General features: G+C 68.0%; 17 protein-coding genes. 10 read left to right on the forward strand and 7 right to left on the reverse strand.

The window, feature by feature from the left end; genetic code table 11:
* From HOQ08_RS06385 to pilH, 8 genes are all read left to right on the forward strand, one after another.
* Nucleotides 1-2,298, forward strand: a 2,298-nt coding sequence (locus tag HOQ08_RS06385) for a response regulator (RefSeq protein WP_291192539.1), incomplete at its 5' end; no start/stop codon positions are given.
* A gap of 15 nt (nt 2,299-2,313) precedes the next feature.
* Complete coding sequence (locus HOQ08_RS06390) at nt 2,314-4,368, forward strand: response regulator (RefSeq protein ID WP_291192540.1); 2,055 nt, start codon at nt 2,314-2,316, stop codon at nt 4,366-4,368.
* A 316-nt stretch (nt 4,369-4,684) separates the two neighbouring features.
* Nucleotides 4,685-7,522, forward strand: coding sequence for a 2-oxoglutarate dehydrogenase E1 component (locus tag HOQ08_RS06395; protein ID WP_291192541.1), 2,838 nt, complete (start codon nt 4,685-4,687; stop codon nt 7,520-7,522).
* Between the two features lie 82 nt (nt 7,523-7,604).
* Nucleotides 7,605-8,807: a 2-oxoglutarate dehydrogenase complex dihydrolipoyllysine-residue succinyltransferase gene (odhB, locus tag HOQ08_RS06400; RefSeq protein ID WP_291192542.1), complete on the forward strand. Its 1,203-nt coding sequence runs from the start codon at nt 7,605-7,607 to the stop codon at nt 8,805-8,807.
* A 144-nt stretch (nt 8,808-8,951) separates the two neighbouring features.
* Entirely contained in the window at nt 8,952-10,394 is a 1,443-nt protein-coding gene (lpdA, locus tag HOQ08_RS06405; RefSeq protein WP_291192543.1) for a dihydrolipoyl dehydrogenase, read from the forward strand.
* Between the two features lie 96 nt (nt 10,395-10,490).
* Nucleotides 10,491-11,087: a TIGR00730 family Rossman fold protein gene (locus HOQ08_RS06410; RefSeq protein ID WP_291192544.1), complete on the forward strand. Its 597-nt coding sequence runs from the start codon at nt 10,491-10,493 to the stop codon at nt 11,085-11,087.
* Nucleotides 11,088-11,106: 19 nt separating this feature from the next.
* Nucleotides 11,107-12,111 (forward strand): oxidoreductase, encoded by a 1,005-nt coding sequence (locus HOQ08_RS06415; protein WP_291192545.1) that lies wholly within the window; start codon nt 11,107-11,109, stop codon nt 12,109-12,111.
* A 69-nt stretch (nt 12,112-12,180) separates the two neighbouring features.
* A complete protein-coding gene (gene pilH, locus HOQ08_RS06420) occupies nt 12,181-12,546 on the forward strand; it encodes a twitching motility response regulator PilH (RefSeq protein ID WP_291192546.1) in 366 nt (121 codons plus the stop codon).
* Nucleotides 12,547-12,588: 42 nt separating this feature from the next.
* Here pilH and HOQ08_RS06425 read toward each other — a convergent pair whose 3' ends face one another.
* Together HOQ08_RS06425 and HOQ08_RS06430 are read right to left on the reverse strand one after the other, a co-directional pair.
* Nucleotides 12,589-13,485, reverse strand: a complete 897-nt coding sequence (locus tag HOQ08_RS06425; protein WP_291192547.1) for a DnaJ C-terminal domain-containing protein — start codon at nt 13,483-13,485, stop codon at nt 12,589-12,591.
* 88 nt (nt 13,486-13,573) lie between these two features.
* Nucleotides 13,574-14,059 carry an Hsp20/alpha crystallin family protein gene (locus HOQ08_RS06430; protein ID WP_291192548.1) on the reverse strand — a complete coding sequence of 162 codons (486 nt, stop codon included), beginning with the start codon at nt 14,057-14,059 and terminating at the stop codon, nt 13,574-13,576.
* 132 nt (nt 14,060-14,191) lie between these two features.
* On the opposite strand from HOQ08_RS06430, the gene HOQ08_RS06435 reads away from it, so the two are divergent.
* Nucleotides 14,192-14,695 carry a peroxiredoxin gene (locus HOQ08_RS06435; protein WP_291192549.1) on the forward strand — a complete coding sequence of 168 codons (504 nt, stop codon included), beginning with the start codon at nt 14,192-14,194 and terminating at the stop codon, nt 14,693-14,695.
* A gap of 42 nt (nt 14,696-14,737) precedes the next feature.
* Here the strand turns inward: HOQ08_RS06435 and gyrA are convergent, their stop codons facing one another.
* From gyrA to mtnA, 3 genes are all read right to left on the reverse strand, one after another.
* A complete protein-coding gene (gene gyrA, locus HOQ08_RS06440) occupies nt 14,738-17,320 on the reverse strand; it encodes a DNA gyrase subunit A (protein WP_291192550.1) in 2,583 nt (860 codons plus the stop codon).
* Between the two features lie 149 nt (nt 17,321-17,469).
* Nucleotides 17,470-17,880 carry a GtrA family protein gene (locus tag HOQ08_RS06445; RefSeq protein ID WP_291192551.1) on the reverse strand — a complete coding sequence of 137 codons (411 nt, stop codon included), beginning with the start codon at nt 17,878-17,880 and terminating at the stop codon, nt 17,470-17,472.
* Nucleotides 17,877-18,905: an S-methyl-5-thioribose-1-phosphate isomerase gene (gene mtnA, locus HOQ08_RS06450; protein ID WP_291192552.1), complete on the reverse strand. Its 1,029-nt coding sequence runs from the start codon at nt 18,903-18,905 to the stop codon at nt 17,877-17,879. The genes HOQ08_RS06445 and mtnA overlap by 4 nt, the downstream gene beginning before the upstream one ends.
* 222 nt (nt 18,906-19,127) lie before the next feature.
* Here mtnA and HOQ08_RS06455 point away from each other — a divergent pair, with 222 nt between their 5' ends.
* Nucleotides 19,128-19,991, forward strand: a complete 864-nt coding sequence (locus tag HOQ08_RS06455; protein ID WP_291192553.1) for a hypothetical protein — start codon at nt 19,128-19,130, stop codon at nt 19,989-19,991.
* Between the two features lie 30 nt (nt 19,992-20,021).
* On the opposite strand, the gene phaC is transcribed toward HOQ08_RS06455, so the two are convergent.
* Together phaC and HOQ08_RS06465 are read right to left on the reverse strand one after the other, a co-directional pair.
* The gene (gene phaC, locus HOQ08_RS06460; protein WP_291192554.1) at nt 20,022-21,089 is read right to left on the reverse strand and encodes a class III poly(R)-hydroxyalkanoic acid synthase subunit PhaC; all 1,068 of its coding nucleotides are present in this window, start codon (nt 21,087-21,089) and stop codon (nt 20,022-20,024) included.
* An 8-nt stretch (nt 21,090-21,097) separates the two neighbouring features.
* Nucleotides 21,098-21,867 (reverse strand): poly(R)-hydroxyalkanoic acid synthase subunit PhaE (locus HOQ08_RS06465; protein WP_291192555.1); only part of this gene is annotated, 770 nt, incomplete at its 5' end.

The following is a 21,867-nucleotide window of genomic DNA, read 5'->3' on the forward strand; positions in this document are numbered from 1 at the left end:
GAGCTGGCGCCGCTGGTGAACGCGCAGTACGGCGTGTTCTACGTGGCGCGCCGCGAGGACAACGAGACCGTGCTGGACCTGGTCGCAAGCTACGGCGCGGAAAGCCGCGACCAGTTGAAGCCCACCTTCAAGCTGCGCGAAGGCCTGGTCGGCCAGTGCGCCGCCGACAAGCGCGCGATGCTGCTGACCGACATCCCGGACAGCTTCATCCGCATCGGCTCGGGTCTGGGCCACGCGGCGCCGGCCAACGTGGCGATCCTGCCGGCGCTGTTCGAGGACGACGTCAAGGCGGTCATCGAACTGGCCTCCTTCAACCATTTCAACGAGACCCACCAGAGCTTCCTCGACCAGCTGATGGAATCGGTCGGCATCGTGCTCAACACCATCGCCGCCACCATGCGTACCGAGGGCCTGCTCAAGCAGTCGCAGCTGCTCACGCAGGAGCTGCAGTCGCGCCAGACCGAGCTGACCACCAAGCAGGAAGAGCTGCACACCACCAACGAGGAGCTGCAGGAGAAGGCCCAGTTGCTGGAGAACGAGAAGAAGCAGGTGGAAGCCAAGAACTTCGAGATCGAGATGGCCCGCCGCGCGGTGGAGGAAAAGGCCGAGCAGCTCTCCCTCACTTCCAAGTACAAGTCCGAGTTCCTGGCCAACATGAGCCACGAGCTGCGCACGCCGCTCAATTCGCTGCTGATCCTCTCGCGCCTGCTCGCCGACAACCCGCAGGGCAACCTGAGCGAGAAGCAGACCGAGTTCGCCCGCACCATCCACTCGGCCGGCTCGGACCTGCTCAGCCTGATCAACGACATCCTCGACCTTTCCAAGATCGAGTCGGGCACCGTGTCCATCGAGATCGGCGACATGCCGCTCAGCGGGCTCAAGCAGCACATGGAGCGCACGTTCCGGCAGCTTGCCAGCGACAAGGGCCTGGAGTTCAGGGTGGAGTTCGACCCGGCGCTGCCGGCGGCGATCCGTACCGACGAGAAGCGCCTGCAGCAGGTCGTGCTGAACCTGCTCTCCAACGCCTTCAAGTTCACCGGCGAGGGCAGCGTCACGCTGGCCGTGCGGCCGGTGTCGGGCGGCTGGAGCACCAACCACCCGGTGCTGCGCTACGTCGACCGCGCCATCGAGATCGCCGTCAGCGACACCGGCATCGGCATCCCCAAGGACAAGCAGAAGCTGATCTTCGAGGCTTTCCAGCAGGCCGACGGCACCACCAGCCGCAAATACGGCGGCACCGGCCTGGGCCTCTCCATCAGCCGGGAGATCGCGCGGCTGATCGGCGGCGAGCTGCAGGTGCGCTCCACTCCGGGCGAGGGCTCCACCTTCACCCTGTTCGTGCCGATGGAGGCGGTCTCGCTGGCGGCCCTGCCGCTGGGCAGCAGCGAGGCCCGCTACAACAGCGGCGCGATGGTGCCCGGCGTGCTGCCCACGCAGATGGAGGTCACCGACGACCGCGACGCATTGGGCGACGCCCCGTTCGTGCTGATCGTCGAGGACGACCCGACCTTCGCCTCGATCCTGCTGGACATCGCCCGCGAAGCGGGGCTCAAGGGCGTGGTTTCCACCGCCGGCGCAGGCACCCTGGCGCTGGCGCGCAAGCTGCAGCCGCACGCGATCACGCTGGACCTGGGCCTGTCCGACATCGACGGTTTCGTATTGCTGGACCTGCTCAAGCACGATCCGCAGACCATGCACATGCCGATCCAGGTGATCTCCGGCGCCGACAAGCTCGCCTCGACGCTCGACCTGGGCGCGTTCGGCGTCACCGAGAAGCCGGCCGCGCCCGAACAGCTGTCCGAGGTGTTCACGCGCCTGGCCCACCATGTACGCCGGTCGCCCACGCCGCGGCCGGCGCCGGAAGCGACCGTCGGCCTGCACGCGGTGCCCGAACTGGCCGGCGCGCGCATCCTGATCGTCGACGACGACATCCGCAACATCTATTCGCTGACCAGCGTGCTGGAAAGCCACGGTGTGGAAGTGCTGCACGCCGAGGGCGGCCGGGAAGGCATCCTGATCCTGGAGCAGACGCCAGGCATCGACATCGCGCTGATCGACATCATGATGCCGGAGATGGACGGCTACGAGACCATGCAGCAGATCCGCGCGAAGCCGGCGCTGACCGAAGTGCCGCTGATCGCCGTGACCGCCAAGGCCATGAAGGGCGACCGCCAGAAATGCCTGGACGCCGGCGCGTCGGACTACATCGCCAAGCCGGTGGACATCGAGCTGTTGCTGGCCCTGCTGCGCGTGTGGATCGCCCGGGCGCGCGAGCGCGCGCTGGCCGTCGCGCCGTAGCGTGGAACCCTGCCCATGAACGCCCCCGTTTCCCGCCTCCCGCTTTCCGCTGCCGCCCGGCGCATCCGCTCCTCCGACCCGCCCGAGCGGGCGCGCATCCTGATCGTGGATGACGACGAGCGCAACCTGCTGGCGATCCGCACCGTGCTGGAGGACGTCGCCGACGTGGTGCTGGCCAAGTCCGGCGAGGAAGCGCTGCGGCACCTGCTCAAGGGCGAGTTCGCGGTGATCCTGCTGGACGTCTACATGCCCGGCATGGACGGCTACGAGACCGCGCAGATCATCCGCGCGCGCGAACACACCAAGCGCATCCCGATCATCTTCCTGTCGGCGGTCAACAAGGAGACCGAGCACCTGATCCGCGGCTACTCGATGGGCGCGGTGGACTACGTGTTCAAGCCGGTCGAGCCGGTGGTGCTGCGCTCCAAGGCGGCGGTGTTCGTCGACCTCTACATGATGACGCGCGAGGTACGCCGCAAGGCGCAGCAGGAGCAGCAGCTGCTGGATGCCAACCTGCGCGCCAACGCCGAGCGCCTGCGCGCCGAGCAGGAACTGCGCCTGGCCGAGCAGCGCCAGGCGGCGATCATCCAGTCGCTGCCCATCATCCTGTACCTGGAAGAGCAGAACGCGGCCCCGCGCATTCCCAAGTTCGTCAGCGGCAACTTCAAGACGGTCACCGGCTTCGACTTCGAAGAGGTCATCGCCACGCCGACGCTGTGGCTGGACCGGCTGCACCCGGACGACCGCGAGCGCGTCACCGCCGCCCTGCGCGCACGCCGCGACGGCCGCGCCTATGCGGTGGAATACCGCTGGCAGTGCGCCGACGGCACCTACAAGCACTTCCTCGACCAGGCCGTGCTGCTGCGCGACGCCGAAGGGCAGCCGCTGGAATACGCCGGCACGCTGCTCGACGTCACCGATCGCAAGGATCTGGAATCGCAGCTGCTGCACGTGCGCAAGATGGATGCGCTGGGCCAGCTCACCGGCGGCATAGCGCACGACTTCAACAACCTGCTGGCCGCCGTGCTGGGTGGCCTGGGCCTGATCGAGCGCCGCGTGGCGCTGGCCGACGACCAGCGCAAGGTGCTGCAGATGACCCGCCACGCCGCCGAGCAAGGCGCCGAACTGGTCTCGCGCCTGCTCGCCTTCGCGCGCAAGCAGAAACTCGCGCCGGCGCGAGTGGACATGGAAGACCTCGCCGGCTCCGTCAGCCAGCTGCTGGCGCACACGCTGGGTGGGCTGGTGACGCTGGAGTGGGAGCTGGGCGAGAACTTGTGGTCGCCCTACGCCGACGAAACGCAGCTCGAGCTGGCGCTGATGAACCTGGCGATCAACGCCCGCGATGCCATGCCCGATGGCGGCAAGATCCTCATCGCCTGCCGCAACGTCAGCCTTGCGGGCGACGACGGTACGGCCGCGGGCGACTATGTGGTGCTGGCGGTCTCCGATACCGGCTGCGGCATCGCCCCGGACATGCTCGAACGCGTCGCCGAACCGTTTTTCACCACCAAGGCGGTCGGCAAGGGCACCGGCCTGGGCCTCTCGATGGTCTACGGCTTTGCCCAGCAGTCCGGCGGCACCACGCGCATCGAAAGCCGGCTCGGCCACGGCACGACGGTCGAGCTGTGGCTGCCGCGCGCCCCGGATACGGCGCGCCGCGTCGCGGCGGGCGCCAGCGTCGACGGGTTCGCGGCGCGCAACCGCGAGCGCCACATCCTGCTGGTCGACGACCACGAAGGCGTGCGCGCCACCACGGCGGCCATGCTCGAGGACCTCGGGCACCGGGTCACCATGGCGGCCGACGGCGGCCACGTGGGCGAGCTGATCGAAGCCGACGGCCTGCAGGCGATCGACTTCATCATCAGCGACTACGCGATGCCGCTGGTGTCCGGCTCCGAGGTCATCCGCAAGCTGCGCGCCGTCAAGCCGGGACTGCCCGGCATCATCATCAGCGGCTATGCCGATACCGCGGCGATTTCCGGCGCGCCCGAAGGTGTGGTCGTGGTGGCCAAGCCGTTCACGGCCAGCCAGTTGCAGGACGCCATCAGCGCCGCCGTCGCCGGCCCCTAGCGGAAGCATTCCGCACTGTCCGGGCATGGCGGCATGCGGGGTCCGCCACGCATCCAGCAGTCCGCGAGTCCCTCGAACTGAATGCCGGCTGGACCACCGCCTGCCTCGGTCGGGGTCCGCCTGCGCCCGCAGGTACGGCGCCATGCCGACAAGCCTGGATCCGGCCTTGAAACCGGCGCCGCCACCGCGACGTCTGAAGCGTGCCCTGGCTTGCCGCGGCGCAGCAGGCGAGGCGTATAATCGTTAAGATTGCATCCGGCCTTTTGCCCTTCCCCAGACAGCTGGCCGCAAGCCTCCCTTCCCTGCCGGTGGTGACGTGAGCACGAACCTGATTCGCGAGTTTTCCGAGTCCTCCCAACTCGCCGGCGGCAACGCCGATTACGTCGAGCAGCTTTACGAGTCCTGGCTGGCCGACCCCGCGTCGGTGACCGCCGACTGGGCCGGCTATTTCGAATCATTCAAGGGCCGTGGCAGCGATACGCCCCATTCGGCCGCCATCGCCCGCATCGAGGCGGCGCAGAGACAGCGCCATGCCGTCGCCGGCGCCCCGGTGGACGACGCCCACGCCCGCAAGCAGGCCGGCGTGCTGCGCCTGCTCACCGCTTATCGTTCTCGCGGCCACCTGGCCGCCGACCTCGATCCGCTGGGCCTGGCCAACAAGATGGAAGCGCCCGACCTGGGCCTCGCCTTCCATGGCCTGTCCGACGCGGACCTGGATACCGAGTTCGACTGCGGCACCTTTGCCGGCGGCGGCCAGCGCATGAAGCTGCGCGAGCTGCTCGCGCGCCTGAAGAAGGTCTACGCCAGCACGATCGGTCCGGAGTTCATGTTCATCTCCGACCACGCCCAGCGCAGCTGGATCTACACCCGCCTGGAGCAGGCCAACGGCAGCGCTGGCCTGGACGCCGCCGGCAAGAAGCGCGTGCTCGCCGGCCTCACCGCCGCCGAGGGGCTGGAGCGCTACCTGCACACCAAGTACGTCGGCCAGAAGCGCTTCTCGCTGGAAGGCGGCGACAGCCTGATCCCGATGGTCGACGACGTGGTCACCGCCGCCGGCGACAACGGCGTCAAGGACCTGGTGATCGGCATGGCCCATCGCGGCCGCCTGAACGTGCTGGTCAACATCCTGGGCAAGCCGCCCAAGACCCTGTTCAACGAGTTCGAGGGCAAGTTCGAGCATCCGGACGACCCGGCCCACTCGGGCGACGTGAAGTACCACATGGGCTTCTCCGCCGACGTCAAGACGCCCAAGGGCGGCGGCGTGCACGTGGCGCTGGCGTTCAACCCCTCCCACCTGGAGATCGTCAACCCGGTGGTGGCCGGCTCGGTGCACGCCCGGCAGATCCGCCGCCGCGACGGCGAGCACACCCAGTCGATGGCGGTGCTGATCCATGGCGACGCGGCCTTCGCCGGCCAGGGCGTCAACATGGAGCTGTTCCAGATGTCGCAGGCGCGCGGCTTCAAGATCGGCGGCAGCCTGCACATCGTGATCAACAACCAGGTGGGCTTCACCACCTCCAACCCGCAGGACGCGCGCTCCACGCTGTACTGCACCGACCTGGCCAAGATGGTCAACGCGCCGGTGTTCCACGTGAACGGCGACGACCCCGAGGCGGTGATCGAGGTCACCCGGCTCGCCTACGAGTTCCGCAAGACCTTCCGCAAGGACGTGGTGATCGACCTGGTCTGCTATCGCCGCCACGGCCACAACGAGGCGGACGAACCCTCCGCCACGCAGCCGGTGATGTACCAGATCATCAAGAAGCGCCCGACCGCGCGCGACCTCTATGCGCAGCAGCTGGTGAAGGAAGGCGTGCTGGCCGCGGGCGACGGACAGAAGGAGCTGGACGCCTATCGCGACCGCCTGGAAACCGGCGGCTCGATGACCGCGCTCGACCTCGATCCCAAGCGCGACATCCACGTGGACTGGAGCCGCTTCATCGGCGGCAAGCTGTCTACGCCCTCGGATACCGGCGTGCCGAAGCAGAAGCTGCTGGAGCTGGCCAACCGCATCCTCGACCTGCCCGCCGACGTCACCCTGCAGCCGCGCGTGGCCAAGATCTACGACGACCGCCGCAAGATGGCCGCCGGCGAGCACCCGGCCGACTGGGGCTTCGCCGAGAACCTGGCCTACGCCACGCTGATCGACCAGGACTACAACCTGCGCCTGGTCGGCCAGGACTCCGGCCGCGGCACCTTCTTCCACCGCCACGCCGTGCTGCACGACCAGAAGGACGGCCACACCTACATGCCGCTGGCCACCGTGCGCGCGGGCGCCGACGTCGAGGTGATCGACTCGCTGCTCTCCGAGGAAGCGGTGATGGCCTTCGAATACGGCCACGCCACCACCGACCCGTACACGCTGGACATCTGGGAAGCGCAGTTCGGCGACTTCGCCAACGGCGCGCAGGTGGTGATCGACCAGTTCATCAGCTCGGGCGAGGCCAAGTGGAACCGCCTGTGCGGCCTGGCGCTGTTCCTGCCGCACGGCTACGAGGGCCAGGGCCCGGAGCACTCCTCCGCCCGCCTGGAGCGCTTCCTGCAGCTGTGCGCCTTCGACAACATGCAGGTGTGCGTGCCGACCACCCCGGCGCAGGCCTTCCACATGATCCGCCGGCAGATGGTGCGCCCGGTGCGCAAGCCGCTGATCGTGATGACGCCCAAGTCGCTGCTGCGCCACAAGTTGGCGGTGTCGTCGCTGGACGAGCTGGCCGGCGGCAGTTTCCAGCTGGTGATCGGCGAGCACCGCGAGCTGGCGGCCAAGAAGGTCAAGCGCGTGGTGCTGTGCTCGGGCAAGGTCTACTACGACCTGCTGGAGGAGGCTGACAAGCGCGGGCTTGGCGAGGTCGCCATCGTGCGCGTCGAGCAGCTCTATCCGTTCCCGCGCGCCGAAGTCATCGCCGAACTGGACAAGTACACGGCGACCAAGGAAGTCATCTGGTGCCAGGAAGAGCCGATGAACCAGGGCGCCTGGTTCCAGATCCGCCACCACCTGCAGGCCTGCGTCGGCACCAAGCGCAGCTTGTCCTACGCCGGCCGTGGCCGCTCGCCTGCCCCGGCCGCGGGACATCTCAACACCCACACTGCCGAACAGACGGCACTCGTCGAGCAGGCGCTGGTCGCGCCGATCGGCGATGACTATTCCGCCGAATAAAGAACCTCCCGAACAGTGCGGCCGGGATGGCCGCTTTTTGACCTCCGCGCTCAGGGACGAGCGCACAAACCAAGGACCCGTTATGTCCATCGAAGTCAAAGTCCCCGTCCTGCCCGAGTCGGTCTCCGACGCCACCATCGCCAGCTGGCACAAGAAGGTCGGCGAGGCGGTCAAGCGCGACGAGAACCTCGTCGACCTTGAAACCGACAAGGTGGTGCTGGAAGTACCCTCGCCGGTCGATGGCGTGCTCAAGGAGATCAGGCACCAGGCCGGCGACACGGTGAACAGCCAGCAGGTCATCGCGATCCTGGAGGAAGGCGCCGCCGCGCCGGCTCCCGCGCCCGTCGCGAAGGAAGAGCCCAAGGCCGCCGCCCCGGCGCCGGCCAAGGCCGAAGCTCCAAAGGCTTCCGGCAAGGGCGTGGACGAGCTCTCCCCGGCCGGTCGCCGCGTGGCCACCGAGGAGCACATCGATCCGTCCAAGGTCGCCGGCACCGGCCGCGACGGCCGCGTGACCAAGGAAGACCTGGTCAACTACGGCAAGGGCGGCGCCGCTCCTGCCCCTGCCGCCAAGCCCACGCCGGGCGCACGTCCGGAAGAGCGCGTGCCGATGACCCGCATGCGCGCCAAGATCGCCGAGCGCCTGATGCAGTCGAAGAACTCGATCGCCATGCTCACCTCGTTCAACGAGGTGAACCTGGCCGAGGTCGTGAAGATGCGCAAGTCTCTCGGCGAGCAGTTCCAGAAGACCCACGGCATCAAGCTCGGCTTCATGAGCTTCTTCGTCAAGGCGGCCGCCGAAGCGCTCAAGCGCCACCCGATCGTCAATGCCTCGGTCGACGGCAACGACATCATCTACCACGGCTACCAGGACATCTCGATCGCGGTGTCCACCGACAAGGGCCTGGTGACGCCAGTGCTGCGCGACGTGCAGGACATGGGCTTCGCGGACATCGAGCAGGGCATCGCCGACTACGCCAAGAAGGCGCGCGACGGCAAACTCTCGCTGGACGACCTGCAGGGCGGCACCTTCACCATCACGAACGGCGGGACGTTCGGGTCCCTGCTCTCCACGCCGATCGTCAACCCGCCGCAGAGTGCGATCCTCGGCATGCACACGATCAAGGAGCGCGCCATCGTCGAGAACGGCCAGGTCATCGCCGCGCCGATGATGTACATCGCCATCTCCTACGACCACCGCATCATCGACGGCAAGGACGCGGTGCTGTTCCTGGTCGACATCAAGGACCAGTTGGAGAACCCGCAGCGCATGCTGCTCGGGCTCTGATCGCCGCCCCGGCGATCAGAAAATAGGTAACGAAGCTCTGGTGCCCGGACTCGATTGGAACCACTCCAGTTTGGTTGTTTCCGGCGCACCAGCGCCCATCTTCCGCTTCACCAGCGAGCAGGGCTCGCCAGCAAGGAACCTCGCATGAGTGACCAACAATTCGACGTCATCGTCATCGGCGCCGGCCCGGCCGGCTACGTGGCCGCGATCCGCGCCGCGCAGCTGGGCCTGAAGACCGCCTGCGTCGACGATTTCACCGGCAAGGACGGCAAGCAGGCGCTGGGCGGCACCTGCCTCAACGTGGGCTGCATCCCGTCCAAGGCGCTGCTCGACTCCTCGCGCCAGTTCTGGAACATCTCGCACAACTTCCCCGTCCACGGCATCAGCGTGGAAGGCGCCAAGGTCGACCTGGGCACCTTCATCGGCCGCAAGGACAAGATCGTCAAGCAGTTCACCGGCGGCATCGGCCAGCTGTTCAAGGCCAACAAGGTCACCGCCTTCTACGGCAAGGGCAAGCTGCTCGGCTCCAAGACGGGCGGCAGCAACCAGGTCGAGGTGACCGGCAAGGACGGCTCCAAGCAGACGCTCAGCGCCACCAACGTGATCCTGGCCTCCGGCTCGGTGCCGATCGAATTGCCGTTCGCCAAGTTCGACGGCAAGGCGATCGTCGACAACGCCGGCGCGCTGGATTTCACCGAAGTGCCCAAGCGTTTGGGTGTGATCGGAGCCGGCGTGATCGGCCTCGAGCTCGGCAGCGTTTGGAAGCGCATGGGCGCCGAGGTCACCGTGCTGGAAGCGCTGCCCGACTTCCTGGGCGCCGCCGACGCGGACGTCGCCAAGATCGCGCTGAAGGAATTCACCAAGCAGGGCCTGCAGATCAAGCTGGGCGCCAAGGTCTCCAAGGCCGAGGTGAAGAAGGACGGCGTGCACCTTACCTACTCGGACAAGGACGGCGAGCAACAGCTCGTGGTGGACAAGCTGCTGGTGGCCGTGGGCCGCCGCGCCTACACCGACGGCCTGCTGGCCAATGACACCGGGGTCAAGCTGGACGAGCGCGGCCGCATCGTGGTCGACGAGCACAACCACACTGGAGTCGACGGCGTGTGGGCGATCGGCGACGCCGTGCGTGGCCCGATGCTGGCGCACAAGGGCTCCGAGGAAGGCGTCGCGGTGGCCGAGTGGATCGCCGGCAAGGCCGGCCACATCAACCTCGACACCGTGCCGTGGGTGATCTACACCGAGCCGGAAATCGCCTGGGCAGGCAAGACCGAGAAGCAGCTCAAGGACGAAGGCGTGCCCTACAAGGTCGGCACCTTCCCGTTCGCCGCCATCGGCCGCGCCGTCGCCATGAACGAGGCGATCGGCCAGGTGAAGATGCTCGCCCATGCCGAGACCGACCGCATCCTCGGCGTGCACATGGTCGGCCCGGGCGTGTCCGAGCTGATCGCCGAGTGCGTGGTGGCGATGGAGTTCAAGGGCTCGTCCGAGGACCTGGCGCGCATCGTCCACGCCCACCCGACGCTTTCCGAAGCGGTGCACGAGGCGGCGCTGTCGGTCGACAAGCGCGCGATCCACAAGGGCAACTGACGCCCTGCGCGAAGGCCGATGCGGCCCGCTCGTGGCGACATGGGCGGGCCGTTTCGCTTCGTGGCTCCAACCATCCGCCAAGCACACCGGACGCCCATGCCCCAACCCACCGCCCTCTGCGTCTACTGCGGCTCCAGCAGCGGCAGCCATCCGGACTACGCCGAGCAGGCCCGCGCCTTCGGCACCGAGATGGCCCGGCGCGGTATCGCGCTGGTCTACGGCGGCGGCAAGGTCGGGCTGATGGGCACCGTGGCCGACGCCGTGCTGGCCGCCGGCGGCAGGGTGGTCGGCGTGATCCCTCGCCAGCTGGTCGACCTGGAGGTCGCACACCCGGACCTCAGCGAACTGGTGGTGGTCGAGACCATGCACCAGCGCAAGACCCGCATGTACGAGCTGTCCGAGGCCTTCGTCGCCCTGCCCGGCGGCTTCGGCACCATGGACGAGATGTTCGAGATGCTGACCTGGGCGCAGCTGGGCCTGCACCGCTATCCGTGCGCCTTCCTCGACGTGCGCGGTTACTACACGCACCTGCGCGCGATGATGGACCACATGGTGGGCGAGCGCTTCGTGCGCCCCGAACAGCGCGAGGACGTCTGGTTCGGCCAGGACATGGGCGAGCTGTTCGACTGGATGGCTGCCTACGAAGGCCGCTACCTGCCCAAATGGGTGGACGATCGCAGCATCGACGCGTGACACAGGCAGGAGGCAAGGCATGAACCCTTCAACCGCATTCCGCGCCCTGCGTATCCGCGACGACGATGCCGGCTATCGCAGCCGCATCGAAACGATGGACACGGATGCGCTCACGCCCGGCGAAGTGCTGGTCAAGGTCGCGTATTCCTCGGTCAACTACAAGGACGCGCTGGCCGGCACCGGCAAGGGCAAGATCCTGCGCCGCCATCCGCTCAACGGCGGCATCGACCTGGCCGGCCATGTCGTCGCCTCGACCGATCCGGCCTTCAGGGAAGGCGACGCGGTGCTATGCACCGGCAGTGGCCTGTCCGAGACGCGCGACGGCGGCTATGCCCAGTTCGCCCGGCTGGACGCGCGCTGGGCGATCCCGCTACCTACCGGCCTGTCCCTGCGCGAGAGCATGATTCTGGGCACCGCGGGCTTCACCGCTGCCCTGGCCCTGCTGCGCATGCAGGACAACCGCCAGACGCCCGGTCTGGGCCCGATCGCCGTCACCGGCGCCAGCGGTGGCGTGGGCCAGCTCGCCATCGACATCTTCAGCCGGGCCGGCTACGAAGTACACGCGATCAGCGGCAAGGCCGAGCACTTCGATTTCCTGCGCAGCCTCGGCGCGCGCGAATGCATCGACCGCCACAAGCTCGCCTTCAGCGGCAAGCCGATGGAGTCGGCCCGTTTCGGCGGTGCGCTGGACAACGTCGGCGGCGCGATGCTGGCGGGCCTGCTGCCGCAGGTCGTGCCCTACGGCAACGTGGCGATTTGCGGCAACGCCGGCGGCATCGCCTTCGACGGCACCGTCATGCCCTTCATCATCCGCGGCGTGAGCCTGCTGGGCATCGCCTCCGCCGGCACCGCGCGCGACCTGCGCGAGCGGATCTGGCAGCACCTGGCCGACGACTGGAAGCCGCGCCACCTGGAGCGCATCGCCACGCGCGAAGTGCCTCTGGAAGAACTGTCCGACGTCTTCGGGCACATGCTCGCCGGCGAGTCCTTCGGCCGCACCCTGGTGCGCATCGGCGACGCCTGAAGCCCGCGCTTGGAAGCGCTCTCCTCGCGGCATAGAATTCACACAACCACCAGGGAACCCCCAAACCTCATGGCACGAATCCTGATCGTCGACGACTCCCCGTCGCAGCTGCTGGGCCTCAAGCGCATCGTCGAGAAACTCGGCCATGAGGCGCTGACTGCGGAAGACGGCGCCGCCGGCGTGGAAGTCGCCCGCCGCGAGCGCCCCGACCTGATCCTGATGGACGTGGTCATGCCCAACCTCAACGGATTCCAGGCCACGCGCACGATCAGCAAGGACCCCGACACCGCCCACATCCCCGTCGTGCTGGTCACCACCAAGGACCAGGAAACCGATCGCGTGTGGGGCATGCGCCAGGGCGCCAAGGCCTACGTGACCAAGCCGATCAAGGAAGACGAGCTGATCGCCACGATCAAGCCGCTGCTGCCGGCCTGAGCCCGCCTTGGCCTCTCCCCGAGGGAAAGGGAGCAAGACCGCTCAGGCGCGCGGGTCATAGCCCCCGAACTGCCTGCGCAAGGTCTCGTAGGCTTCGCGCTCGGCATCGCTTTCCGCCGACGGCACGCGGATCGACAGCTCCACCAACTGGTCGCCTGGCGGCGCTCCCGGCAGGCCCCGCCCCTTGAGCCGCAGCTTGCGGCCGGATTGCGAGCCGGCGGGAATGCGCATGTCCACCGCGCCGGCCAGCGTCGGCACCGGCACCGTGGCGCCCAGGGCCGCTTCCCAGGGGGCCAGCGGCAGCACGTGCAACACGTTGCGTCCTTCCAGCGTGAAGCGGGCATCGTCGCGGATCGCCACCTCCAGCAGCAGGTCGCCGTTTGGCCCGCCGGCCACGCCGGGCTGGCCCTGCCCGCCCAGGCGGATCACCTGGCCAGGCAGGATGCCGGCCGGAATCTTCACTTCCAGCACACGCTCGTTGCCGCCGCCCTGCAACGCCAGCCGCGTGCGGCCGCCATCGAAAGCCGTCTGCAGGTCGATCTGCACCTGCGCCTGCACGTCGCGGCCGCGTCGCGGCCGCGGCTGACCGCGGGGACCGCCGCCGGCACGGCCGAACAGGCTTTCGAAAAAATCGCTGAAATCGCCATCGCCGACGTCACCGAAATCGAAGCCGCCGCCCTGCCCCCAGCCCGGCGGCGGACGGAATTGCTCGCCGCCGCGATAGCCGCCGGCTCGCAGCTGGTCGTAGGCGCGGCGCTTCTCCGGATCGCGCAGCGCCTCGTTGGCTTCGTTGATCGCCTTGAAACGCTCCTCGGCGCCGGCTTCCTTGTTCTTGTCCGGGTGGTATTGCCGCGCCAGCTTGCGGTAAGCGGCCTTGATTTCGGCCTCGCTGGCGTCGGGCTTCACCCCGAGGATGTCGTAATAGTCTTTGAATTCCACTGCCCTTCCTCGGCAAGACTGCGCAGGCAGGCGGCCCGCCGCGGATGCGCTCCGCGGGGGCCGCCCGTGACACGCTACGGTAGCCGCTTCAGTGGCTGGTGGACGGGCCGCCGCTGCCCGCGCCATGCTCGGTGGAGATCGAGATGCGCCGCGGCGTGGTTTCCGCCCGCTTCGGTATCACGATTTCCAGCACGCCGTGGCGGCCCATTGCGGTGATGCCATCCGGATCGGCACTGTCCGGCAGCGCGAAGCGGCGATGGAAGGTGCCGTGCGAGCGCTCGATGCGGGTGAAGCGGCCGTTCTGCTCCTGGTTCTGCACGGTGCGCTCACCCTTGATGGTGAGGATGCCCTTCTCCATGCTCACTTCGATGTTCGCCGGATCCACACCGGGCACGTCCACGAAGATCAGGAAACGCTTGTCCTCTTCCTTGATGTCCACGCGCGGTGCCCACTGGCTGGTCACCACGTTGGAGCCGTCCGCCTCCTCCTGCTGGAAAAAGCGGTCGAAGGCATGGCGGATCTCCTCGGGGAAGGCACTGGCGGCGTTCCACATCGGGTTGCGGTTCGAACTCATAGGCGGGGTCCTCCAAAAAGGTCACGGCGTGCGCCGCTTGCCCCAAAAGTAGGTGCGCGCGCCACCGATTCAAGGCGACAGCCGCGCATCCGGGGGTTAGGATGCCTGCCCCACCCGCAAGGACGGATCCGCATGAGCATCCAGATAGGCCAAACCCTGCCGGACGTCGAAGTGGCAGTGATCGAAGACGGTACCCCGCCGCAGCGCCTGTCCACCGCAAGCCTGTTCGCCCACGCCCGGGTCGTGCTGTTCGCCGTACCCGGCGCCTTCACGCCCACCTGCTCGGACCACCACCTGCCAGGCTACGTGCAGCACTACCGTGAGTTCCGGGAGCGCGGCATCCAGGTGATCGGCATGGCCGTGAACGATGCCTACGTAATGCAGGCCTGGGCGGCAGTGCAGCAGGTGCCTGCCGGTCTACGTCTGCTGGCCGACGGCAACGCCAGCTTCACGCGTGCGTTGGGGCTGGAATTCGACGGCACCGCCTATGGCATGGGGCTGCGTGCCCGCCGCTTCGCGCTGTATGCCGAAGACGGCGTCGTGCGCCAGCTGCATGTGGAGGCGCCGGGCGAGTTCCGTGTTTCCACCGCCGAGGCGGTGCTGCAGGCCCTGCCCGATCACGCCGTAGTCCTGTAGAAAAACGAAGCCCCGGCGTGCCGGGGCTTCGTGGGTCAGGCCCTATTCGGCTGGCGCGTCCGGTGGCGCGTCGGCCATACCTTCCGGGTCGTCCCCGTTGCCCTCCTCCGCATCCAGCCGCACTACGCTGACCAGGTTCTCGTCAGCCGGCAAGCGGATCAGGGTGACGCCCTGAGTGTTGCGGCCGAGCTGGGAAATCTCGCCGACGCGTGTACGCACCAGCGTGCCCTGGTTGGAGATCAGCATCAGTTCGTGCGCCTCGGTGACCTGCACCGCGGACACCAGCGCGCCGTTGCGCTCGGAGCACTGGATGCCGATCACGCCCTGGGTGCCGCGGCCCTTCTTGGTGAACTCCTCCAGCGGCGTGCGCTTGCCGTAACCGCGCTCGGTGGCGGTCAGGATGTCGCCCTCGGCAGCCACGATCAGCGAGACCACCTCGGCGCCCTCGGCCAGCCGCATGCCGCGCACGCCGGTGGCGGTACGGCCCATCGAGCGCACGGTGTTCTCGTCGAAGCGGTTGACCTTGCCGTTGGAGGCGAACAGCAGGATGTCGCTGTTGCCGTTGGTGATGGCCACGTCGACCAGCGCATCGCCCTCGTCCAGGTTGATCGCGATCTTGCCGCGCTGCAGCTGGAAGGCGAACTCGGTCAGCGGGGTCTTCTTGACCGTGCCGCATCGCGTGGCGAAGAACGCGTAGCAGTCCGGGCTGTATTCGCGGATCGGCAGCACCGCCTGCACCTTCTCGCCCTCGCCCAGCGGCAGCAGGTTGACCATCGGCTTGCCGCGCGCGCCGGGCCCCGCCTCGGGCATCTGGTAGACCTTGAGCCAATAGACCCGGCCGGTGCTGGTGAAGGTCAGCAGCGTGTCGTGCGTGTTGACCACCCACAGCTGCTCGACGAAATCCTCGTCCTTCAGCGCCGAGGCCGAGCGGCCCTTGCCGCCGCGCTTCTGCGCGCGATAGGTGCTGGCCGGCTGGCGCTTGACGTAGCCGGTGTGCGACAGCGTGACGACCATGTCCTCCGGCGCGATCAGGTCGAGGACGTTCAAGTCTTCCTGCGAATGCTGGATCTCGGTACGCCGCTCGTCGCCGTACTCGGCCTTGATGACTTCCAGCTCCTCGCGGATCACCTTCAACAGCACGTCCGGGTTCTCGAGGATCTCGATCAGGCCGCGGATGGTTTCCAGGATCTGCCGGTACTCGTCGGAGAGCTTCTCCTGCTCCAGGCCGGTCAGGCGATGCAGGCGCATGGCCAGGATTTCCTGCGCCTGTGCGTCGGAGAGCTGGTAGCCGTCGCCCTTCAGGCCGTCGCGCGGATCCATGTCCTCCGGCCGCGAGGCATCGGCGCCGGCGGCGGCCAGCAAGGCACTGACCATGCCCGGCTGCCACTTGCGCGCCAGCATGCGCTCGCGCGCCTCGGCCGGCGAGGCCGAACCGCGGATCAGCTCGATCATCTCGTCGATGTTGGCCAGCGCGACGGTGAGGCCTTCGAGGATGTGCGCACGGGCGCGCGCCTTGCGCAATTCGAAGATCGTGCGGCGGGTCACCACCTCGCGGCGGTGGCGGACGAAGGCCTCGAGGATCTCCTTGAGGTTGAGCAGCCGCGGCTGGCCATCCAGCAGCGCCACCATGTTGATGCCGAAGGTGACCTGCAGCTGCGTCTGCAGGAACAGGTTGTTGAGCACCACGTCGGCCATCGCGTCGCGGCGCACCTCGATCACGATGCGCATGCCGTCCTTGTCGGACTCGTCGCGCAGCTCGCTGATGCCCTCGAGCTTCTTTTCCTTGACCAGCTCGGCGATCTTTTCGATCAGCCGCGCCTTGTTCACCTGGTAGGGCAGCTCGTGGACGAGGATCGTCTCGCGACCGTTGGACTCGGTCTCGATCTCGGTACGTGCGCGCACCAGGATGCGTCCCCGGCCGGTGCGGTAGGCCTCCACGATGCCGGCCGCGCCGTTGATGATGCCGGCGGTCGGGAAGTCCGGACCCGGGATGTACTGCATCAGCTCGTCGACCGACAGCGCCGGCTCGTCGATCAGCGCGATGGTCGCCGCGATCACCTCGTTCAAGTTGTGCGGCGGCACGTTGGTGGCCATGCCCACCGCGATGCCGGCCGAGCCATTGATCAGCAGGTTCGGCACGCGCGTGGGCAGGACCAGCGGCTCCTGCTCGGACTCGTCGTAGTTGGGGCCGAAGTCGACCGTTTCCTTGTCGATGTCCGCCAGCAGTTCGTGCGTGAGGCGCGACATGCGTACCTCGGTGTAACGCATCGCTGCCGCGTTGTCGCCGTCGACCGAGCCGAAGTTGCCCTGGCCATCGACCAGCATGTAGCGCAGCGAGAACGGCTGCGCCATGCGCACGATCGCGTCGTAGACCGATGCGTCGCCGTGCGGGTGGTACTTACCGATCACGTCACCGACCACGCGGGCCGATTTCTTGTACGGCTTGTTCCAGGCGTTGCCCAGTTCGTTCATCGCGAAGAGCACGCGGCGATGCACGGGTTTGAGGCCATCGCGCACGTCCGGAAGGGCGCGCCCCACGATCACGCTCATGGCGTAATCGAGGTAGCTCTGGCGCATCTCGTCTTCGATGTTGACGCGGATGACTTCTTTGGCGAGTTCTGCCATCAATCGGCTTCCCAGTCGGCTTCCATGGAAACGAAAAAGGCCGCGCCACCTGCGCTTCGTGCACGCGGTTGCGCGGCCTTCAAGCAATCGTGAAATTGTAGCACGAATGCCGCCGGAACACTCATTATTTTTACTTTTAAATCAATGGATTACACAAGCTCTTTTGGGCGCCGAAAAAGCACGCCGCGCGCGGTCGAAAAATTGACCAGCGCCGCCACCGAAGACCCGGCCGCGGCGGCCAGTGCCGGCCACCGTTGCAGCGGCTCGAAGGACAGCAGCAGCACCGCGTAGGTCGCGTAGTTCACGCAGGCGCCCGCGCCCATCAGCGCCAGCCAGTGCAACCATTCGGACGCTGCCGAGCGCCCGCTGCCGCGATGGGCGAAGGTGTGCCGGCGATTCCAGACCCAGGTCAGCGTGGCCGCCAGCAGGAACGACGGCACCCGCGCCAGGTACGGATTCCATCGGCCCCAGCCGACCAGCGCCTGCACCGTGCCGGCGTCCGCCAACAGGCCGAGCACGCCGCCGACAGCGAACAGCGCGGCCTCGTGGCGCAGCCTCACCGACCGAACATCGCCTGCATGGCGATAGCACCGGGACGTTCGATCACCCCGCGCTCGGTGACGATGGCATCGATCAGTTCCGCAGGGGTGACGTCGAACACCGGGTTCCAGGCCTGTGCTCCCTCGACCACCGTGCGGCGGCCGCCGGTAGCAAGCAGTTCGTCGGCGTGGCGCAGCTCGATCTCGATCGCCTCGCCATCCGGCGTGGCCATGTCCACCGTCGAGGACGGCGCGACCACCATGAATTTCACGCCGTGGTGGCGTGCGGCGATGGCGAGCTGGTAGGTGCCGATCTTGTTGGCGGTGTCGCCGTTGGCGGCGATACGATCGGCGCCCACGATCACCCACTGCACCTTGCCCGAGCGCATCAGGTGTGCGGCAGCCGAGTCGGCGATCAGGTGTGCGGGGATCCTGTCGCGCACCAGCTCGTACATGGTCAGGCGCGCGCCCTGCTGCCAGGGGCGCGTCTCGCCGGCGAACACCTCCTCGATGCGCCCGCCGGCGACGCCCGCGCGGATCACGCCCAGCGCCGTGCCGTAGCCGGCGGTGGCGAGCGAACCGGTGTTGCAATGGGTGAGCACGCCCGATCCCGGCGAGATGAGGGCTGCGCCCAGTTCGCCCATGCGGCGGTTGGCGGCCAGATCCTCGTCCTGGATCGACTGCGCCTCGCGCTCCAGTGCAGTGACATCGGCACCGGCGGCGATGCGCGCCTTCATGCGGTCGAGCGCCCACATCAGGTTCACCGCGGTCGGACGCGCCGCGCGCAGCGTGGCCAGCACCTCGTCCAGCGACGCGCCCTGTTGCGCCGCCAGCACCACGCCCCACGCGGCGGCAATGCCGATGGCCGGCGCGCCGCGCACGGCCAGGTCGCGGATCGCCTGGGTGACCTGCCCTGCGTCGCGGCACTCGATCCAGAGTTCCTCGCCAGGCAGCAGGCGCTGGTCCAGCAGGCACAGCCGGTCGCCGCGCCATTGCACGGCGCGGATGGTGTCGTGCTCGTGGAGCGATTCGGTGGGAGTGTTCATCGGACGGGCGCGGCTCGAAAAATCGGAAGCCTAGCATGCGGCTCGTGCATCCCACGGCGATGCCCTAGCATGCACACCGTGTCCACTCCGGGAATGAAGCCTGTGCATCCACGCCAGCCGACGCACGCGGGAAATCATCTCCGGCCCGACTTAGATATTGCGGTGAAGGGCGGCCCAGCCGCACGCCTGCGAGGGCGTCTGGGCCCGATCGCCGGAGTCCTCATGCTCACGTGCTCGGCGGCGCTGCCTGTCCGGGCCGCGGAACCGGCGAAGCCGTGGTCGCCGGCCGCCATCTCCACGCCGCTGTTCGAATCGCATGGCGCTTTCGATCCGGTCACCGGCGATTTCTATTTCGTGCGCAGCTCGCGCGACTTCCGCGGCTGGCGAATCATGGTCAGCCACTGCGGCCCCGCGGGCTGGGACACCCCGGTGGACGCCAGCTTCGCCGGCGATGGCGTGGAGGCCGATCCGTTCGTCACGCCCGACGGCCAATGGCTCTACTTCATCTCGACGCGTTCCACCGACGGGGTCCGCCGCAAGGACCTCGACCTCTGGCGGGTAAAGCGGCTGGCCGACGGCCATTGGGGCATTCCCGAGCGCCTGCCGGCGCCCGTGAACTCGACCGGGCAGGAATGGTTTCCACGGCCGGCGCCCGACGGCTGGCTGTACTTCGGCTCGGATCGTCCCGGCGGATTGGGCAAGACCGACATCTGGCGCGCACGGCAGGATGCCCACGGCCGGTGGCAGGCGGAGAACCTGGGCCCGGCCATCAACACGGCCGGCGACGAATACGAGCCGCTGCCCTCGCCCGACGGCAAGCGCCTGGTCGTGATGGCGGATGGCGGCCTCTACCAGAGCGTGCGCAAGGGCGAGCGCTGGCAGCCGAAGACCAAGCTCGGGCCGGAGGTGAACCTCAACGGCAGCGAGATCGGCGCCGCCTTCTCGCCCAGCGGCAAATCGCTGCTGTTCGCCCGCGATACCAAGGGACCGCTATCCGGTGAGTTCTTTCTGTGGCAGCCGGAAGGCCCGGAAGCCTGGCCGCCTGCCTGCCCTGGCCGCGCGGGCGATGCGCGGAGCGGGCTCTAGCTGCGGGTCCAGCCGCCGAAGTACGGTCCGCTACGCGTGCTCACGCAGCCAGCGGTGGATCGCCGGCGGCACCTCGCGCTGCGCACGGCCGGACACGTAGATGCCGATGTGACCGCCCTTGAAGGCCAGCTCGGTATAGTCGTCGCTGCCGACGTGATGGCCAAGCGCGCGCGAGGCATCGGGCGGGACCAGGTGGTCCTGCTCGGCATAGATGTTGAGCACGGGCTGGGTGATCCGGCCGAGGTCCACCGGCTTGCCGCCGATCGTGAGACCGCCCTTGACCAGCTTGTTGGCCTGGAAGAATTCCTTGACGAACTCGCGGAACGCTTCGCCGGCCTGGTCGGGCGAATCGAAGATCCAGCGCTCCATGCGCAGGAAGTTCTCCAGTTCCCGCGGGTTGTCGAGGATGTCGACCAGGTTGACGTACTTCTGCTGCAGCAGCCGCACCGGCTTGAGCGTGAGGTACACCCAGTTCATCAGCGCGGCGGGGATGTTGCCCAGCGTGTCGACGAACAGGTCGACGTCGATGTCGCGCGCCCAGTGCGAGAGCATGTTGTCCGGCGTGTGGTAGTCCACCGGGGTGACCATGGTCACCAGGTTGCGCACCTTGTCCGCGTGCAGCACCGCGTAGCACAGCGAGAACGCGCCGCCCTGGCAGATGCCGAGCAGGTCGATGGCTTCCACGCCGGCCTGTGCACGCACGGCATCGACGCAGCGGTCGAGATAGCCGTCGATGTAGTCCTCCAGCGTGAGCCAGCGGTCGGCACCGTCGGGATAGCCCCAGTCGATCAGGTACACGTCCTCGCCCTGCGCCAACAGGTTGCGCACCAGCGAGCGGTCGCTCTGCAGGTCGGTCATCCAGACCGTGTTGACCAGCGCGTAGACGATCAGCAGGGGCGTGCGGGAGGTCGGTTCGCGCTCGCCGCGCATGCGCCAGAGCGTGAGCTTGTCCTCGCGGTAGACCAGCTCCCGCGGGGTGTCGGCATAGGCAGGCTCGGCCAGGCCGTGCAGGCTGGTTGCGGCTGCGCCCAGCTTGCGCTGGAAGGCGGCGATCTCGTCGAGGATCCGCGCGGGATCCAGTGGTCCTGGCGTCTGCATGGTCGGTCTCAGCGCGGCTTGCGCGGTGCGCGGCGGGTGGTGGTCTGGGACGCGGGCCTTGCCTTGGCGCGCGTCGCGGGCTTGGCTGGCACCTTGGCCTTGGACGCCTTTACGGCCACTCCTTCGGGAACACTGCGACCAACCGCCTGCATGCGCCGGAGGTCGCGGCGCAGTTCCTGCAGCCGCTGGCCCAGCGTCGCAACCTCGCTGCGCGTAGGCAGGCCGGTCTCGCGGCACCACTGTTCCACCTGTTGCTGCTGCAACTGGCGCACGCGCATCTGCGTATTGCCCTGGGTGGCATAGGCCTCGCGGAACTCATCCGAGAGCGCGATCTCCGCATAGGCTTCCTCCACCGCGTCGACCCATAGGTCGTACATGGCCTTGAGCGAATCGACCTGGAAGCCGGGTTCGGCCAGCTTGCGCTGCATCCGCTCGGCGCCTTGTGCCTGCGCGCGGGCAAGCAGTTCCTGGTAGCGCGCGCTGGCCTGCTGGTGGTCGAGCAGCGCGCGCATGAGTGCCTGCTGCTGGGCCTGCTGTTCCCGCGTATAGCCGAAAGCCGGCGTGTCGAGCAGCCCGCGCAGCGCGTCGAGGCTGACCGGCGGCGTGCCGGTGCCGGGCATCGTCCAGTGACCGAACGGCGCGACCGACGGCGTGACATGGCCGCCCTGCCCGGTCATCGCGGCGGCAGCCTGTTGCATCCAGTCGAGATAACTCTTGAGGCCGTCGGCGCTCGGCATCGGCGGCGGGGCGGCGGGCACAGGCACGGAGCCGGCCAGGG

It is taken from the genome of Frateuria sp. (assembly GCF_013362045.1).
GTDB lineage: Bacteria > Pseudomonadota > Gammaproteobacteria > Xanthomonadales > Rhodanobacteraceae > Frateuria_A.

Excerpts from the sequence above, each read along its gene's own strand:
- odhB (WP_291192542.1), top strand. The coding sequence starts at position 7,605 with ATGTCCATCGAAGTCAAAGTCCCCGTCCTGCCCGAGTCGGTCTCCGAC.
- gyrA (WP_291192550.1), bottom strand. The coding sequence starts at position 17,320 with ATGGCAGAACTCGCCAAAGAAGTCATCCGCGTCAACATCGAAGACGAG.
- mtnA (WP_291192552.1), bottom strand. The coding sequence starts at position 18,905 with ATGAACACTCCCACCGAATCGCTCCACGAGCACGACACCATCCGCGCC.
- HOQ08_RS06435 (WP_291192549.1), top strand. The coding sequence starts at position 14,192 with ATGAGCATCCAGATAGGCCAAACCCTGCCGGACGTCGAAGTGGCAGTG.
- lpdA (WP_291192543.1), top strand. The coding sequence starts at position 8,952 with ATGAGTGACCAACAATTCGACGTCATCGTCATCGGCGCCGGCCCGGCC.
- HOQ08_RS06455 (WP_291192553.1), top strand. The coding sequence starts at position 19,128 with ATGCTCACGTGCTCGGCGGCGCTGCCTGTCCGGGCCGCGGAACCGGCG.
- HOQ08_RS06410 (WP_291192544.1), top strand. The coding sequence starts at position 10,491 with ATGCCCCAACCCACCGCCCTCTGCGTCTACTGCGGCTCCAGCAGCGGC.
- HOQ08_RS06415 (WP_291192545.1), top strand. The coding sequence starts at position 11,107 with ATGAACCCTTCAACCGCATTCCGCGCCCTGCGTATCCGCGACGACGAT.
- HOQ08_RS06390 (WP_291192540.1), top strand. The coding sequence starts at position 2,314 with ATGAACGCCCCCGTTTCCCGCCTCCCGCTTTCCGCTGCCGCCCGGCGC.
- pilH (WP_291192546.1), top strand. The coding sequence starts at position 12,181 with ATGGCACGAATCCTGATCGTCGACGACTCCCCGTCGCAGCTGCTGGGC.
- phaC (WP_291192554.1), bottom strand. The coding sequence starts at position 21,089 with ATGCAGACGCCAGGACCACTGGATCCCGCGCGGATCCTCGACGAGATC.
- HOQ08_RS06430 (WP_291192548.1), bottom strand. The coding sequence starts at position 14,059 with ATGAGTTCGAACCGCAACCCGATGTGGAACGCCGCCAGTGCCTTCCCC.